Below are 15938 nucleotides of genomic sequence, written 5' to 3'. Positions count from 1 at the left end.
GGTGGTACTGATTGCCAGGGAAAAATTATATTTAACAGGTGAGCACGAAGGACGCCTACCATGCAATTTTTGCCTGGATGAGTCTCTTTTGGTGAGACTTAACTCTCAACCGTTATTTGCTTGGGAATGTGTAAAGCAAAAATTGTTCCTCTGTTGTTTTTGTTAAGAATCGTAATCTGTCCGTTATGCCTATCGACGACTTCTTTGACTAGGCTAAGCCCTAGGCCGAATCCTTCTTGCCTGAGTGTATCATTTCCCCGATTAAATTTTTTAAATATATTCTGGTGTAGTTGTTCGGGGATGCCTGGGCCTTCGTCTTCAATACTGAGGGTGAAATGATGTTCCTCTTCTTGAAGGGTAAGCGTTACCCTACTGTTTTCAGGGCTGAATTTTATTGCATTGTCGAGCAGATTAATAACTGCTTGGAGTAACAGGAGTTCATCACCCGTCATGGTGGATGTTTTTTTAGGGAGCTGGGCGGTGAGCGTAATTGCTTTTTTTCGAGCTGCTGGAGTGACGCTGGTTATGGCATCACCAATTAGCGTAAGTGGCTGAAATGGGAAAAACTGTAATTGTTGTTTGCCGCTTTCAATACGATTGATATCAAGAAAGGTGACAATGAGCTGGTTCAATCGTTTCGCTTCTGTGCAGATGGTTTCAGCATATTGTTGCTGCTCAAGGTCCAGGCTATCTGCAAGCATTTCTCCGTATCCGAGAATGGTTGTCAGCGGAAGTTTCAGTTCATGCGAAACTATGGAAACTATTTCATCTTTTACTTTTTCCAATTCTCTTAGTCGGGTAACATCATGGAGGATGGCAATGGTCCCCTCAAAGGGTGTTTCTTCGGTTGAAAAGCGATGCATGTCGATCTGGAAGTAGTGCCTGCCGGAGTTGTTAAGTACTTGTATCTCGATGTGAAGGGGAGTGCCTAGCCCAAGGATGGGACTGGCTGTTACTTTGTCGGTATTTGTTATCTGATGCCGGAAGATATGATCAGCAAAAACCGCATAATTTGGTAAGCCTGAATCATCAGGGACATGGTGCTGCCAAAATTTACGGAAGTGAATGTTTGCGAAAATAGGTTGGCCGGAGAATGTATCCCAGAGTACCAGTGGCGGAAGTTCATTGTTGAGTAAATTGTCAAGAAAAGTGTGCTGCATACCCAGGGCGTCGGCAGCATGTTGTAACTGCTCAATGTATTGATGAATCCCCAAGGTGTTGAGCATTCCTCGTTTGCTACGGTGGTGATTTTTTTTGGGTATATATCCGTATATTTGCTCCAGACCCTTGTCCAACCGTTTATTGAGGGCGCGAATTTGGATATAAATCGCATTGCCGGCCCAAAGCGTTTGTTGCAGTAGATGAAAGAGATACGTAAGAAAGAGCACCACGGAAAAGAGTGCTATGTCGATAAAAAAGCAGTTGTGAAAAAATACAACAGCGATAACCCATACTGTACCGAGGAGTATTAAGTTGAGGCAGATGTTATAGCGTTCGCCAACTACCGGCCATAAAACTGCACCCATGATAAGCAGTAGGGCAACGAGAAAAAAGGAGAGTAATGGCAGGGGGTGAAGGAAGCGTTGTTCAAGCAGATTTCCAAGGATAGTTGCCTGGATTTCTACCCCAGGAGTAACCTGGGTGTGGGAAAAAGGGGTAATAAAAGTATCGTTAAGACCAATGGCCTCGGCCCCAATGAACACAAAGCGATCCTTGAAAAAGTCCTGAGGGATATGCCCTTCAAGTACATCGATATAGGAGAGGTAAAGAAAGGTTCTCTCCGGGCCGTAGTAGTTGATGAGGAGTGGCTTCTGCTGTGTGGGGGGCATGGGAATCTCTTTTCCGGATGCCTGAAGTAGCGCCAAGCTAAAGGGTTGCTGACCGGAGCGTATGTTGAAAGGGATTTCACGGACAATGCCGTCGGTGGTAAATATTGTTTCAATATGCCCGGTCCCTGTGACCTGATCTAGGCCTGGTGAGGGAGTGAGCATTGTATTCTCAAAAGTAGTGGCCGAGGCAAATATGACCGGCGGGGAATGGTTGAGTTGTTTGTTAAAAAGTACGTCGTCATCAGTTGGCTCTGAAAAAAGAAAATCAAAGCCAATTGCCTTTGCCTGAGAGAGCTGAACAAGGAGTTTAGCATGTGTTTTGCGAGGAAACGGCCATGCTCCCAGCTTTTTCAGGCTGCCTTCATCAATTCCTACGATGACTATCGATTGCGGCGGGGCAACCGGGCCGCGAAGACGAAAAAGAAGATCCTGTGCCGTGGTGCTCAGGCCATGGGTGAAGCCAAAAAGGTAGAGTAATAAAACGCAACAGCAACCCGCGATGGGAATTGATAAACGGTTTTGCAATGGGTTTATCATTAAAGAAGTATGATGCCCAGCATAACCACTCCGATCATGACTTCTTTCCAGCCAAGTGGGTCTCGTTTGATTTCCAGTGTCTGCGAGGCTGTCCATGGACCAATAGCTTCAGAACTGAGCACGCCTCTAATACGTACAAAATATTTTCCTGGGAGTAGATGTTTTTGTACTTCGTAGCTAGCGGTTGTAATCGCTTTTTTGTCAAGTAGTAGAGTCGTGAACTGTCTGTCTTCCGCTATCTGCAGATCATAGGTACATTCTTCAGCCATGGCAGACCACCGCAGAGCGAGTGGCTCAGAAGCCGTGGTAGTGGCACTTTGCATTTCTGGTTGTGTTGCCATTTTCCATGAAAGCGGCGGCGAGTACAGCGTAACAAATCCGTCTGGACTGATAGCCTGTACCCGGAAATAATGGTCGCCAGGCTCAAGCTCCGGAGTGGTCAGGGATGGGGTTGTGGTTTCCTGCTCTACGACAATGTTTTTAAACGCATTGTCAGTTGCCAGTTGATAAAAGAAACGATCGACCTGCTCGCCCTTTAGCCATGTAATTGTAATCTGCTTGTCCCAAGATATCCGGCCCTCCTTTGGGCTGGATATTACTGGTGCCGAGGGGATAGTTCGGATGGTAAGCGGTAGAGGACCGTTGGCAAGACTTTCAAAGCCCTCGTTGTCGATGGCCGTGAAAAAGCTGTAGTATGATCCGTCCGGAAGCGAGTCTATGACAAATGCTTCGTCTGGGGAACAATACACTTCTTTTACGGTTGTCAAGCCTGCATTATCGGCAGTGATTCGCATCCGAAGTGTTTCAGCCTGCAGATGTTCTGGAGCGGGTATCACAGCAGGAAGTACTCGAAAGATCGGCTTAAGGAGCGGTGGGACAGGAGGTGATGGCAATGGCCTGGGTTTTTCCGGAGCAGCACCAGGTTGCACCCTGCTCCCCTGATTAGCCGGCAACGTGATGCCTGCACCGGCGGCACCAACATTCACCTTGCCGGTGAGGGTTTCAAAGATGCTCGCCTGTCCTTGGTCTTTTATTCGGTACTCGGTGCCGCGTACACCGGTGATGGCAATGGGTGTACGGATCTGATGACTGTCGTTTGGCTGTAACCGCTGTATTATTTTGTTGAAAATTCTTCCATTGTGCAGCGTAAAATCGATTTTAACCGTTTGGTCGACCAGACCGATGAGGTAGTTGAATGTCAGCTTTGAATTGGGCTCCATGTTCAGATAGCGGTGGTCCGGGAAGATAATATGGGCGTAGGCACTGTCTCCTGTAACCACTGTTTGCCCCGGGCTTAGGAGTGTTCCTTTTTTTGCTGGGATTGTTTCTCCGTTTGTGTCAACGATGTTGACCTCTCCTCTCATTGTTGCCAGTTTTGCCTTCAGTGTTTTGTGTTTGAGGCGGGAAAGAGGTACTTTCAGGGTTGATTGTTCACGGATGAGATAAGGTGGCCTGAGCTTGTTAATATTGGCAATAGTTTTCCAGTCGCTTTTTTGATGGCAATAATCGCGAGCAAGGTGAATGAGGTTGGTACCGCTTTTGACATGAAGCGGTACCAGCATGTCTTTTGCAATACTCGTTTGCGGAAGCCAGACAGCCAGAAGAAAGATGGAGAGCAGTAGTGGTTGAAGCAAATGGTTACGTCTTTTTTTTTCCTGTCCGTTCATGGTGTGGTCTACTGTGAAAAAAGGTCGGAAGGTTGTCTGGGCGATTATTGCGGAGCTGTTAATTCACTGCAGACAGTTTGTACCCAACTCCTGGAACAGCCAAGATTTCGATGGTATTGGGACTGCTGCTCTCCAGCTTTTTGCGAAGATTTGCAACATGCATTACCAGTGCCTTGGTTTCGATATCGGGATCGTAGCCCAGCACCTCCTGAAGAAGTTCCCTGTGTGTTACGACCGTTTTTTGTCTGGTCGCCAAATAGGCAAACAGGTCGAACTCGGTTTTGGTAAGCATCACTTTTTTTCCATTGTCCCGGGAAATTTCTCGTGCCTGGGTATCTATCTGCAATGGACCGATGTGTATACCGGCAGCCATGGTTTTTTCCTTTTTAGCAGATTTCCGCAACTGAGCTTTTACCCTGGCAGACAGCTCGCGCAGACTAAATGGCTTAGTAAGATAATCATCTGCTCCGAGTTCCAATCCTTTGACTTTGTCATCCACACGGTTCCTGTCAGTGAGAATGATGACTGGTGTTTCCACCGCTGCTGCACGCATCTCGTTAAGGATAGAGAGGCCGTCCTGGTGCGGCATCACCACATCAAGTAAAATGACGTCGGGCTGGGTGGCGGTAATGCGCTGGTAAGCATCCTTGCCGTTATCTGCTGTTATGACTTCTGCCCCCTGATTGCGGAAATAGGTCCGCAGCATGGTCTGGATATTCGGGTCGTCTTCAAAAACGAGGAGTTTGCAATCAAGTTTTTCAGTCATAGGGATCATCTCGGTAAGGTGGCATTAACGGCTAAAATTACATTGATTGATGTATTAGGACAAGGGGTTTTCTCGTCTCTGTGCCATCAAACTGAAGCATTGAGTCGAAAGCAGCAGCAGTTTGAAAAAACAGTAAAACCTAAATCCTGCAATTGGAAATTTTGCCGAAGATGTGAGGCACCGGAGGCGCAGACGTATAAAAATACTTCAAGCCTTCGGTAACGTAGCAGATTTGGTGAAATTGCCGATCCCGAAGGGCGTTGAAGGTGAGAAAAAATAGGTTCACTCAAACAGTGAATAGAACTTCAAATCAATTATCTGCTCAATATGTTGTTTTTTAAAGTGGAATTTATTTTTTCTAACATTCGACGTGCAGGATTTAGGTAAAACAGTTTACCTGAAAGTGATGTAAGTATTTGGTAATAAAAATGGTCTGGAGCGTGTCCTACGGCTCTGGGAGTGGTTGACTTGGACGGGAAAGAACGTATAATAATATGGAGTATCAACATGTTGAACCGTGTCGCATGCTGATCCGTCTGCAGCAGGTGATCGCCCATTGCTTAAACGGACATGGATATGCCAGAACGAGTCGGATTTATTTCCACCCGGTTTGCCGGAACAGATGGTGTTTCATTGGAGTCGGCCAAATGGGCTGAGGTACTGTGGCGGGATGCGCACACCAGCTATTGGTATGGAGGTGTTCTTGATCGAAGCGGTGGTGTATCCATGTGTATTCCGGAGACCTATTTTGGCCACCCGGAAAATGAATGGATCAATCAACGGATCTGGGGGCACAGCCATCGTCCACCTGAAGTAACCAGACGTATCCATGACTTGGCCGAGTACATAAAAGGCACCTTGTATGACTTTGTCAAGGAGTTCGATATTTCAGTCCTGCTGGTGCAGAATGCACTTACCATACCCATGCACCTTCCTCTTGGACTGGCCATAACCGAATTTCTTGCCGAGACAAGCATGCCGGCCATCGCCCATCATCACGATTTTTTTTGGGAGCGAAGTCGTTTCCAAGTCAACAATGTGCCTGATTTTCTGGACATGGGTTTTCCCCCAAAAGATATTCAGCTGCAACATGTGGTGATTAATCAATCCGCTCGAGAGGAATTGGCTCTGCGCAAAGGCATTTCTTCCATGCTTGTGCCCAATGTTTTTGATTTTTGCAACCCTCCGGAACCCGCTGATGCGTATAGTCAGGATTTGAGAAGCGAGATCGGCCTTGACCCTGAAGATAAGTTGATCCTCCAGCCTACCCGAATTGTGCCCCGAAAAGGTATTGAACATTCCATTGCCCTGGTTAAGCGGTTGCAGAATCCTCGCTGTAAATTGGTTATCTCTCACGCAGCCGGTGACGAGGGCAGTGACTATCCTGAGCAAATTTCCGAACTGGCGGAGTCGGAAGGGGTGGATGTTCGTTTTTTCGGCCACCGGGTCGGTGACCGGCGGCATATAAATAGTAATGGTGAGAAAATGTACGTCCTCCATGATCTGTATCTTCATGCAGACCTGGTGATGTACCCCTCTATTTACGAGGGGTTTGGTAATGCGCTGCTGGAGGCCTTTTATTTTAAGGTGCCTATCATTGTCAATCGCTATCCGGTATGGGTCCGTGATATTGAGCCCAAAGGATTCAAGGTGCCTGTCATGGATGGATTTGTCAATCGTAGCGTTGTTAAAGAGGCAGTACGCCTTTTGGACGATGCAGAGTATTGTGAACAGATGGTGACCCATAATTATGCTCTGGCAAAGCAATACTATGGATATCCTATCTTGCGATATTGTTTGCAGACATTGATTAATAATATTGCCTACGGCATCTGGTGACGAATATTTTTTAATTCACAGTTGAGGGCATAGGTTATCGTAAGTATACCGGTACGTTAACAGGAGGAAATTATGTGGCGTCTGACCAATGTGTTTAAGGAAGCTCTACGCCCTCGCCTTGCAAAGCTGTACGGTCAACAGCAGGTTGATCGGCTGCTTGAACGAATTGCCTTGGTGGCCGGACGTTATAACTACCTGGAAGAGCGATGCAGTTTTGATAGTCCTTGCTGGGATGAGCATAGCTGTATTCTTATTACCTACGGTGATATGCTGCATAAGCCTGACGAGCCGGGGTTGGTAACTCTTGAACGGTTTGCCGGTGATTTTTTGGAGGGCATTGTCACGGTTATACATATTCTGCCTTTCTTCCCATCAAGTTCTGATGATGGGTTTTCGGTTGTCGATTACCGGCAGGTAGATCCTGCTTTAGGCACCTGGGGTGATGTGGAATGCCTGGGGCTGAAATTCCGTTTGATGTTTGACCTTGTCTTAAATCACGTTTCAAGTAAATCAAAATGGTTTGATGATTTTCGTGGGGCCGTTGCTCCTGCGCGGGAGTATTTTATTGAAGTCCCACCTGGGGTAGATCTCTCCCAAGTGGTCAGGCCTAGGGCATTACCTTTGCTCACGTCCGTGACCACGGTGAAAGGAGAAAAACAGGTATGGACAACCTTTAGTGACGATCAGATCGATCTGGATTTTGCCAATCCGGATGTGATGCTTGAGATGATGGATATTCTGCTCGGCTACATCAACAGAGGCGCGGCAATTATTCGTTTGGATGCAATTGCCTATTTGTGGAAGGAAATCGGTACACCATGTATTAATCATCCGTACACCCATGAAGTGGTGAAGCTATTTCGTGATGTGGTGGAAAATGTTACTCCCGGAGCTTTGTTGCTCACTGAGACGAACCTGCCCCATAAGGAAAATGTCAGCTACTTCGGAGCAGGCGATGAAGCCCACATCGTCTATCAGTTCAGCTTGGCCCCGCTTCTTGTCCATGCTATTCAAGCCGGAACAGCCCGTTATCTTACCCGGTGGGCTCAGTCTTTATCACCGCCGCCACCGGGCTGTACGTTTTTAAATTTTACCGCTTCCCATGATGGTATCGGTGTCCGTCCACTTGAGGGGTTGTTGACCCAGGAGGAAATAGATGATCTGGCAGAGAGTGTACGGCAATGCGGAGGTTACGTCTCAAGCCGTACCGGAGAAAACGGAAAAGAACAGCCGTATGAACTCAATATCACCTATTTTGATGCCATGCAGGATGTTGCCGGATCCGATGATCTTGAATGGCAGGTTCTTCGTTTTTTTTGTTCGCAGATAATAATGCTGGGGATGCGGGGGATACCTGCAATCTATTTTCATTCACTGACAGGGGGGCGTAATGATCGCAAAGGGGTCGATGAAACCGGCATGAAGCGAAGCGTGAACCGGGGACGATGGAAAGATGAGGGCCTGCGAAAGCTGTTAGCTGACCCGGCGAGCCTTTCTGCTACTATTTTCAATAAATATACAGAGCTGTTGCGTATACGAGCAAAAATGGCAGCTTTTCATCCGGACGCTCTGCAAGTGGTACTGGAAGCTGATGATGGATTGTTCGTTTTCCGTCGTCTGCCCGTCGGAGGCTCTCCTTTGTTTTGTGTCCATAACGTTACTGGTCAACAACAGCCACTGAACATGCAGGCTCTTATGAAAGAGTCGCAAGCACGATATTTCAAAGATCATATTTCAGAAAAAGAGTACCCAGCTGAGATGTTGGTGGAACCTTACCAGTGTCTCTGGTTGGAAAAGTTGTCTTGAAAACCTGTTGTCGGCATTATTTGGTGAGGCCATTTTTCAGTGTAGAAACGATGAGGATGAGCAATGGATAAAATTACCACGGATAGTTATGAACAACTTACCGATCATCGCCCCTGGGGGAGCTTTACTATATTAGCAGATGAAGCAGACCATAAGGTCAAGCGTATTGTGGTTAAACCGGGGCATCGCCTCTCTCTGCAGCGGCATAAGCATCGGCAGGAACATTGGTTGATGGTAAGTGGTACCGCTGTGGTGACCCGTAATGACGATTTGATCACCCTTGGGCCGGGGCAAGCCATTGACATCGCCCTTGGCGATATACATCGAGTGCAGAATGACGGTAAAGTTGATGTGGTGTTCATCGAAGTACAACTTGGTGACTATTTTGGAGAAGATGATATCGAGCGCTTGGAGGATGATTACGGCAGGATTGCCCAGGAGCAAGGATAATGGACGGAGCGCAAGAGGTTTTTAGACAGCTTGCCAGGATGCCGGGGTTGGCCGCCGAGTTGGAGCCGTATCGTGAAATGCTGCTTGCCAATGTGGTGATGGTGGGGGAGATCCCGGCGCCGACATTTGGTGAAGAGGCAAGGGTTGGTTTTATCAAACAGCGTTTTACCGAATGCGGCTTGCAGAGCTGTTCCAGTGACGAGGTCGGCAATGGCATGGGCATTATGCCCGGAACCAGAGGCGATAAAACTATTGTAGTGAGTGCCCACGCCGACACTCCCTTTGCGGCCAATGATAATCATAGCTTTACCATCGAACCGGGAATAATCAGCGGGCCGGGGGTGGCGGATAATTCATTGGGGCTGGCAGTGTTGGCAACCTTGCCAACCGTGCTGGAAGGTTTGGGGATCAAGCTGCAAAGTGATCTTCTGCTCCTGGCTCCCACCAGAAGCCTTGAGCAGGGTGATCAGCAGGGAATACGTTTTTTTTTAAGTAACTCTACCATCCCTATCACAACAGGAATTGTTGTGGAAGGGTGCCCGCTTGGTAGACTGCATTACCGATCCATGGCATCGCTTGGCGGTATGATTTCTTGTCATGTCGATCGAAAGCTGTGCCGCTTAAGTGCAATTGAAATTCTCAATTCTCTGATCAGCCAACTGAGACAGATAGAGTTGTGCCCGCAGACAAATACGGCTCTTGTGCTGGGCTCGATACGGGGAGGGGCCACCTATAAATTACCAGCTCGCACTGCCCATTTGCGATTCCAACTGCGCAGTGATGCCGATGATAAAGTCAATGCTATTAATCGACAAATTCTCAACATGCTCGATGAAGCGGCAAAGACAAAAGGAGTGTCTGCTTATCTTGAAGTTATCGCCCGCACTCGATCCGGCGGGCTTGACGGCTCTCATCCTCTGGTCATCGCGGCCAGAAAAATAATGCATTCCATAGGGGTTCAGGCGAAGGCGTTGATTTATTCCTCCACCATCTCACCATACCTTGAGCATGATATTCCGGCTGTATGCCTCGGAGTATCTAATGGTGATAATTTAAACTATGCCGACGAGTATATAGAAATTGAACCCATGCTTACCGGGCTCGCCCAGATTATCGGGCTGCTGCTGTGCATAGATGGAGGTGACTGTGCATAACATTACCACTTGGCTTGAAAGCAATACGTTTCATCACAGCCAGTTTTGGGATCTACTCAGGCTCATCAGGAGAAAAGAAGCGCTTGGCCTGACAATTTCGCTTTGTATTCCAACGCTTAACGAAGAAAAAACCATTGGTAAAGAGGTGGTGCTGTTTAAGTCGGAATTACAGGACCGTTACCCTTTGCTGGATGAAATTGCTGTGATCGATTCCGGATCCACCGATAGGACCCTGGAAGTGGCCAGTGCTTTTGGAGCAGATGTCTATTCCTCGGCAGACATCTTGCCGGAACAGGGATTTAAGCGGGGCAAAGGGGAGAACCTGTGGAAAGCAATTTACCAGTTAACAGGCGATATCATTGTTTATGTTGATGCTGATATAAGTAATATTCATCCACGATTTGTTTATGGACTGGTAGCGCCTTTGATTTACCGTCCAGAGGTGCAATATGTGAAATCTTTTTATGATCGCCCCCTTGCGCTTTCCAAGGAAATACGGTCATCGGGTGGCGGCCGAGTTACGGAAATACTGGTCAGGCCACTTTTTTCACTTTTTTTCCCTGAATTGACAGCCATTATTCAGCCCCTTTCCGGCGAGTATGCAGTACGCAGACAGATATTGGAAAAAATACCCTTTCCCATCGGCTATGGGGTAGAAACTTCGCATCTCATAGATGTGTATACTCAATATGGCTTAGAGGCGTTTGCCCAGACGGACTTGGATAGAAGGGTTCACCGTCATCAGGAGATAAGGGATCTTGGTAAGATGGCTTTTGGAATCCTGCAAACCTTTATCAAAAGGCTGAATGCAAACGGGATGGTTGTTGATTTGCCACAGTTGACCATGAATCTTCGCCAGTTTCAGGTTCGTGAGAGTCATTATGAGCAGATAATTCACGAAATTGTCGAAGAGGAACGACCTGCAATGCAGGAGATAGAAGAGTATCAGGAGAAATTTTTTCACTTGCAACACTAACCGGATGATTTGCGCTTCAAAATCTGGAAAATACAAGAGGGTACAATGAAAGAGAGCCGGCCAAATTTTATGGTGTGGCTGCGATATCCCGTGATCGGGTCGTAGCTGTATGCGGGTAGCGATAGTGCATTATCATCTTCAGCCAGGCGGTGTTACCAGGATTATTGAAAATGGATTAGCTGCTTTGGCTGATAAGCCGCTGCAGACGGTTGTTATAACCGGGAAACACCCTCCAGCGGGCTTTAGCGGTGCGTGGAAAGTGGTTAAGGGGTTGCAATATGAACAGGAACGACCACGTGTTACAGCCACCGAGTTGTATACGCAAATGGTTGAAGCCGCCTGTGATGCCCTTGGCGGTATGCCTGATCTGTGGCATGTACATAATCACAGTCTGGGGAAGAGTACCGTCTTACCCAGTGTTTTGATCAGGCTGGTCAAGCAGGGACATCCGATGCTCTTGCAGATACACGATTTTGCTGAGGACGGGCGACCGGCAAATTACCGGTTGATGCTCAACAAGATGGCAGGAGGAAAGGTTGCAAAGCTCTCTGCTCAACTTTACCCACGCGCCACTCATGTCCATTATGCACTGCTCAACAAAAGGGATTATAACTTTATACAATGTGCCGGCGGCGATCCTTCATGCCTGCATCTGCTCCCTAATCCAGTGGATCTCCATCTGGAATGCGCTGATCCTCAAGAGAAACGGCAACAAGAGGAATATTTGTGGGTCTATCCCACGCGTGGCATTCGGCGAAAAAATATTGGCGAGTTCCTGTTGTGGGCAGCCGTTGCGCCTGAAAAGCAACGGTTTGCCACTACCCTGGGACCTGATAATCCCTTGGAGCGGCCCCGCTATGAACGATGGAAAGCACTCGCTTTGGAGCTGGAGTTACCGGTAGAACTTGAAATGGGGGCTACCAAGGATCTCAGTTTTGTTACCATGCTCAGGCAGGCTGACGCACTGGTAACGACAAGTGTTGCTGAAGGTTTTGGTATGGCTTTTCTGGAGCCATGGTTGATTGGGCGACCGGTTACCGGTCGCATTCTTGAAGAGATAACCCATGAGTTTTGTCTGGCTGGAGTGAAACTGCCGTGGGGGTATCACAGGGTGGATGTGCCTTTGCGCTGGCTTGGAGAGGATAAAGTGATAGAGGCAGGGTGGAAAGGGCTTGAACACAGCATGGCTGCGTATGGCCGTACGCCGCAATTGGCAGATGTGGAGCGGCTGCGTGCTGCCTGGATTGTAAATGATAGGGTTGATTTTGGAAGGCTTGACGAATCGTTTCAGGAAAGAGTTATCAGGCGGATTGTAAAAAATGGAGCTGACAGTATGGAGTTGGAACCGTCATGTCTGCCACGACCTGAAAATAGTAGTTCTGTTGTATCCCATAACTGTGCGATCCTTAAGCGTGCCTACAGTCTCAAAGAGTATGGAAAAGTACTTTTCAGGCTCTATCAGCACGTCGCTTCCTCGGCTGTTTCCTCGGTTGAGGCTTTGGAAGGTGAAATTTTGTTGGATCACTTCCTGGCGCCGGAACGTTTACACCTGCTGCGAGTGGATTAGGCCATGCGAGGCAGTGCTGCAGAACGTCGGTTGTTGCATCGATTGCTGACGCCATTGCCCATAGTGCCCACCAAGCATGCTGTTTCGTTTTTCCCTGCCAATGCAAAAGTAATTGTGTTTGATATTTACGGCACTTTGCTTTCTTCAGCAGCCGGTGATGTCGGAGCAGATGCTGCTTCTGCAAATCAATTTTCTTTCCGTGAGGCGCTGGTGGATGCGGGTTTTTTAATGCAACAAAAAAAAACATCTTATCTTCCTGAAGGCGTTCTGGAGGAGACTGTGCAGATGGTTCGCCGCCAAAGACAGGCCGAAGGGGTAGTGTACCCGGAAATAGATATTCTTGATATCTGGCACCGGGTGGTCGAGCGGTTGGGCTTTACCGAATTCAGCGCCAGTATGCTGCGCCTGGCAGCGCTCTCTTACGAATGCCGCGTTAATCCTGTCTGGCCTATGCCTGGACTTGCTGAGGTGTTGTCTATCTTGTCTCGATCCGATGTGCTGGTGGGGGTTCTTTCTAATGCACAGTTTTATACTCCTCTGCTGTTGGAGATGGTCCTTGAGCAGCCACTGGCTAAAGCAGGATTTGATGAAGAACTCCTGATATGGTCATATCAGGAAAAAAGAGGGAAACCTGCTGTTGAGCTTTTTACAGAGATGAATCGAAGGTTGGAGCACAAAGGCATTGCCGCGGAGGACGTGCTCTATGTTGGTAATGACATGCGAAAAGATATCTATCCTGCAAACAGGGCAGGGTGGCAGACCGTCCTTTTTGCAGGTGATAGCCGTTCTTTACGGTTGTGGCCAGATGATTTGGCGTTAAGTGATGAACATCCGGATATGGTGATCAATGCGCTTTCTCAGCTGGTTGCAATTCTGACATAGCTCACTATTGATATTATTCCGTATACCAGCAACCAAAGTCCAATTCCCCATATATACCCCTTACGTTTGCAAACGTCTCCGGGCAACAGATAGAGGAGAACCATAGGCAGCAGAGGCAGGAGGACCCCAGCAACAAACGCAGGCATATAACGAAGTAATTCCTGTAATCCCAGGAAAAACCAGGGGCCCGCAATATGCAATAATCCGATTTTGTCCGGTTCTGAAGGTGTGGCCAGAAAGACAGCAATCATTATGGTGCCGAGGATGAGAAAAACATGGTTGCGCCACAGGGCCGGATAGCGCTTCAAATGAGGCCACAACGCGTAAGCACCCATAGCGACCAGACCTATGAGGTGATGCATGTAAACCTTTCTCAGGCCGCTATCCTGTATGTCAAAAAACAGATCATTGATCCATTCACCGATAAGAGGAATGGAAAGACAGAGGTTTTCCGCGATTGCTCCTGCAGCTTCGCCTGTGGCGTCGCCACGAAGGACATATCCTGTAAAAAGGAGGAGCAGAGCTGCTGGTAGCGATGAGCAGAGCCGAATCCAGCTTTTGCGGGGGATGAGGTCTTCCTGCTTCCAGAGAATGGTGAGAACATGGCCGAGTAAGAGAAGAAAAAAGAACTGGCTTGAATAGTAGTGGAGTCCTCTCCAGAAGCTTCCGTAGGGAACTATAAGCTCAATGGTAGCGGTGGAGTAAAAGGCTTCACCTGCATCATACTGCAAGGCGAGGATGATGCCGGAAACAAGGGAAATGTATAAACTGATTAAGGACTGGCCCCCCCAACGATTGCCGAGAACAGCAGCCTTGATAGCGGGAAGAATATTCTTTTTGTCAAGCCCGCTCATATGAGCTCAACCACATATTGAGTGGTTACCCCTGCGGCATCTTTTTTGATTTCCACTGCGTAGGATGGCAGGTCTTTTTCTGCAGGTCCGGTTATTCGTTTGCCTTGGCGGGTGAACCTGCTTTGGTGGCAGGGGCATTCGATAGCGTCTTGGTCTTCCAGAAAATTCACTCTGCAACCAAGGTGGGTGCAGGTTCGTGATACCGCTACGGCATTTTCGCTGTCTGCAAAGAGAATAAAATCACGCTCTGCATGATACCCGCTCAGGGGCAAGGGGCCGTTAACCGTTACATAGCGAGGTTTTGGCTTAACTCTGAACCGGGTGTATTTCAAGAGAGGGTAGAGAAGAGAAAGGGCGACAGCAGCTGCAGACCAGTTGAACAATCTGCGTAGCAGAGACCTGCGAGAGTGTTTAGGAGGAAGAGGGCGGGGGGCTTGCGTCACAGACATCAGCTGAATTTTTCCTTGAGGGCTTTTTCCACATGCTCCGGTACTAAACCGGTAATATTCCCCTGGCATTTAGCAGCATCTTTGATACTGGTGGAACTGATGTATATCCAGCGAAAACCAGTCATCAGGAAAACGGTTTCCACCTTACGCTGTAGTCTTCGGTTCATGAGGGCTAGTTGAAATTCGTAGTCAAAGTCGGAAATGGCACGTAATCCCCTGATAATGGTAGCGGCGTTTTGCTGCATGGCATAATCAACAATCAAGCCGTCGGTATAGTCCACTGCAATGCGGCCATCCATGTCTTTGAACGATTGTTCAATGAGTAGTGTTCTCTCCTCCAGGGAGAACAGCGGTTGTTTTTGCGAATTGACAGCTATGGTGATGATGATTTTGTCAAAGAGCTGGAGTCCTCGTTTGATGATATCAATATGACCGTTGGTAATGGGGTCAAAGGTTCCTGGGTAGACCGCTACTGTAGAAGAAGAGGTGCGGTCTTTCGATTGCGGATGTTGTTCCTGGCTCATGTTGTGTTATTCCCCCGTTTTTCTGCAGTGGTATCGTAGATCCAAATGGCTGTTTCTCCGTACTGACGATGGTCTTTTTGGAGTAGCGTGCCGATGTGCTCGGGCAGTTCTACGCTTCGATGCTCTTCTACAATTATCACTGCTTTTGGAGCAAGTAAATGTGCATCTGCGATCATGTGCAGCGTATGTTCGGCTAGCCCTTGCCTGTAAGGTGGGTCCATGAAGATGACATCAAAGGTTATTTTTGGGGATACTTTTTTATCAAGCAGCCGGCGAATATGCGGGGTCGGTAACCGGTGATGGAGAAATGAGGCTTTTGGCTTTGGGAAACAGGTCTGGAGGTTGGCCTGGATAAGTTGTGCCGCTTCTCTTGATTGATCGACAAAGACAACCAGCTCGGCACCTCTACTGAGCGCTTCAATGCCCAGGGCACCAGTACCCGCATACAGGTCAAGGATTTTGCTGTTAACAAGTTTTTGACCGAGGATATTGAACAGGGCTTCGCGAACGCGGTCACTGGTTGGCCTGATGATTTCTCCGGCACCTTTGAGAGCAGCCAGTTTTCGACCGCGGACGGTGCCGCCTGTTATTCGCATGGGAGGAGTGACCGGATATTCAGTGGAAAAGAAGACTCAAGG

General features: G+C 48.1%; 14 protein-coding genes. 7 read left to right on the top strand and 7 right to left on the bottom strand.

The window, feature by feature from the left end:
* Positions 1–98: 98 nt before the first annotated feature.
* The 3 genes from JWH17_RS00680 to JWH17_RS00670 are packed head-to-tail and all read right to left on the bottom strand — an operon-like array spanning position 99 to position 4799.
* Complete coding sequence (locus tag JWH17_RS00680; RefSeq protein WP_205220626.1) at positions 99–2354, bottom strand: CHASE2 domain-containing protein; 2256 nt, start codon at positions 2352–2354, stop codon at positions 99–101.
* 11 nt (positions 2355–2365) lie between these two features.
* Positions 2366–4033 (bottom strand): FecR family protein, encoded by a 1668-nt coding sequence (locus JWH17_RS00675; RefSeq protein WP_205220625.1) that lies wholly within the window; start codon positions 4031–4033, stop codon positions 2366–2368.
* A gap of 58 nt (positions 4034–4091) precedes the next feature.
* Positions 4092–4799: a response regulator transcription factor gene (locus JWH17_RS00670; protein ID WP_205220624.1), complete on the bottom strand. Its 708-nt coding sequence runs from the start codon at positions 4797–4799 to the stop codon at positions 4092–4094.
* Positions 4800–5375: 576 nt separating this feature from the next.
* Between JWH17_RS00670 and JWH17_RS00665 the strand changes: the two genes are divergently transcribed.
* The 7 genes from JWH17_RS00665 (at position 5376) to JWH17_RS00635 (ending at position 13473) form a co-directional block, all read left to right on the top strand.
* The gene (locus JWH17_RS00665; protein WP_205220623.1) at positions 5376–6638 is read left to right on the top strand and encodes a glycosyltransferase family 4 protein; all 1263 of its coding nucleotides are present in this window, start codon (positions 5376–5378) and stop codon (positions 6636–6638) included.
* Between the two features lie 72 nt (positions 6639–6710).
* Positions 6711–8444: a sugar phosphorylase gene (locus JWH17_RS00660; protein WP_205220622.1), complete on the top strand. Its 1734-nt coding sequence runs from the start codon at positions 6711–6713 to the stop codon at positions 8442–8444.
* 63 nt (positions 8445–8507) lie between these two features.
* Positions 8508–8894 carry a phosphomannose isomerase type II C-terminal cupin domain gene (locus tag JWH17_RS00655; protein WP_205220621.1) on the top strand — a complete coding sequence of 129 codons (387 nt, stop codon included), beginning with the start codon at positions 8508–8510 and terminating at the stop codon, positions 8892–8894.
* Positions 8894–10048: a zinc-binding metallopeptidase family protein gene (locus JWH17_RS00650; RefSeq protein WP_205220620.1), complete on the top strand. Its 1155-nt coding sequence runs from the start codon at positions 8894–8896 to the stop codon at positions 10046–10048. The genes JWH17_RS00655 and JWH17_RS00650 overlap by 1 nt, the downstream gene beginning before the upstream one ends.
* Complete coding sequence (locus JWH17_RS00645) at positions 10041–11024, top strand: glucosyl-3-phosphoglycerate synthase (protein WP_332468347.1); 984 nt, start codon at positions 10041–10043, stop codon at positions 11022–11024. Before JWH17_RS00650 ends, JWH17_RS00645 begins: the two co-directional genes overlap by 8 nt.
* A gap of 109 nt (positions 11025–11133) precedes the next feature.
* On the top strand, positions 11134–12591 hold the full coding sequence (locus JWH17_RS00640) for a glycosyltransferase family protein (protein WP_205220618.1): 1458 nt from the start codon (positions 11134–11136) through the stop codon (positions 12589–12591).
* 3 nt (positions 12592–12594) lie between these two features.
* Positions 12595–13473: an HAD family hydrolase gene (locus JWH17_RS00635; RefSeq protein WP_205220617.1), complete on the top strand. Its 879-nt coding sequence runs from the start codon at positions 12595–12597 to the stop codon at positions 13471–13473.
* Here the strand turns inward: JWH17_RS00635 and JWH17_RS00630 are convergent.
* Genes JWH17_RS00630 through rsmD form a run of 4 tightly spaced genes read right to left on the bottom strand, consistent with a single transcriptional unit; the run spans position 13449 to position 15896 of the window.
* Positions 13449–14327, bottom strand: a complete 879-nt coding sequence (locus JWH17_RS00630) for a cytochrome b N-terminal domain-containing protein (protein WP_205220616.1) — start codon at positions 14325–14327, stop codon at positions 13449–13451. The two genes, JWH17_RS00635 and JWH17_RS00630, sit on opposite strands and share 25 nt — an antisense overlap.
* On the bottom strand, positions 14324–14776 hold the full coding sequence (locus tag JWH17_RS00625; RefSeq protein ID WP_205220615.1) for a Rieske (2Fe-2S) protein: 453 nt from the start codon (positions 14774–14776) through the stop codon (positions 14324–14326). Before JWH17_RS00625 ends, JWH17_RS00630 begins: the two co-directional genes overlap by 4 nt.
* Positions 14776–15300 (bottom strand): pantetheine-phosphate adenylyltransferase, encoded by a 525-nt coding sequence (coaD, locus tag JWH17_RS00620; RefSeq protein ID WP_205220614.1) that lies wholly within the window; start codon positions 15298–15300, stop codon positions 14776–14778. Before coaD ends, JWH17_RS00625 begins: the two co-directional genes overlap by 1 nt.
* Positions 15297–15896, bottom strand: a complete 600-nt coding sequence (gene rsmD / locus JWH17_RS00615) for a 16S rRNA (guanine(966)-N(2))-methyltransferase RsmD (RefSeq protein ID WP_205220613.1) — start codon at positions 15894–15896, stop codon at positions 15297–15299. Before rsmD ends, coaD begins: the two co-directional genes overlap by 4 nt.
* Positions 15897–15938 lie beyond the last annotated feature (42 nt).

Source organism: Desulfogranum marinum, from assembly GCF_016918565.1.
In the GTDB taxonomy this organism is placed as follows: domain Bacteria; phylum Desulfobacterota; class Desulfobulbia; order Desulfobulbales; family Desulfobulbaceae; genus Desulfogranum; species Desulfogranum marinum.
This window is presented reverse-complemented; position numbering and strand designations above follow the sequence as displayed.

Excerpts from the sequence above, each read along its gene's own strand:
- JWH17_RS00675 (WP_205220625.1), bottom strand. The coding sequence starts at position 4,033 with ATGAACGGACAGGAAAAAAAAAGACGTAACCATTTGCTTCAACCACTA.
- JWH17_RS00670 (WP_205220624.1), bottom strand. The coding sequence starts at position 4,799 with ATGACTGAAAAACTTGATTGCAAACTCCTCGTTTTTGAAGACGACCCG.
- JWH17_RS00665 (WP_205220623.1), top strand. The coding sequence starts at position 5,376 with ATGCCAGAACGAGTCGGATTTATTTCCACCCGGTTTGCCGGAACAGAT.
- JWH17_RS00660 (WP_205220622.1), top strand. The coding sequence starts at position 6,711 with ATGTGGCGTCTGACCAATGTGTTTAAGGAAGCTCTACGCCCTCGCCTT.
- JWH17_RS00655 (WP_205220621.1), top strand. The coding sequence starts at position 8,508 with ATGGATAAAATTACCACGGATAGTTATGAACAACTTACCGATCATCGC.
- JWH17_RS00650 (WP_205220620.1), top strand. The coding sequence starts at position 8,894 with ATGGACGGAGCGCAAGAGGTTTTTAGACAGCTTGCCAGGATGCCGGGG.
- JWH17_RS00640 (WP_205220618.1), top strand. The coding sequence starts at position 11,134 with ATGCGGGTAGCGATAGTGCATTATCATCTTCAGCCAGGCGGTGTTACC.
- JWH17_RS00635 (WP_205220617.1), top strand. The coding sequence starts at position 12,595 with ATGCGAGGCAGTGCTGCAGAACGTCGGTTGTTGCATCGATTGCTGACG.
- JWH17_RS00630 (WP_205220616.1), bottom strand. The coding sequence starts at position 14,327 with ATGAGCGGGCTTGACAAAAAGAATATTCTTCCCGCTATCAAGGCTGCT.
- JWH17_RS00625 (WP_205220615.1), bottom strand. The coding sequence starts at position 14,776 with ATGTCTGTGACGCAAGCCCCCCGCCCTCTTCCTCCTAAACACTCTCGC.
- coaD (WP_205220614.1), bottom strand. The coding sequence starts at position 15,300 with ATGAGCCAGGAACAACATCCGCAATCGAAAGACCGCACCTCTTCTTCT.
- rsmD (WP_205220613.1), bottom strand. The coding sequence starts at position 15,896 with ATGCGAATAACAGGCGGCACCGTCCGCGGTCGAAAACTGGCTGCTCTC.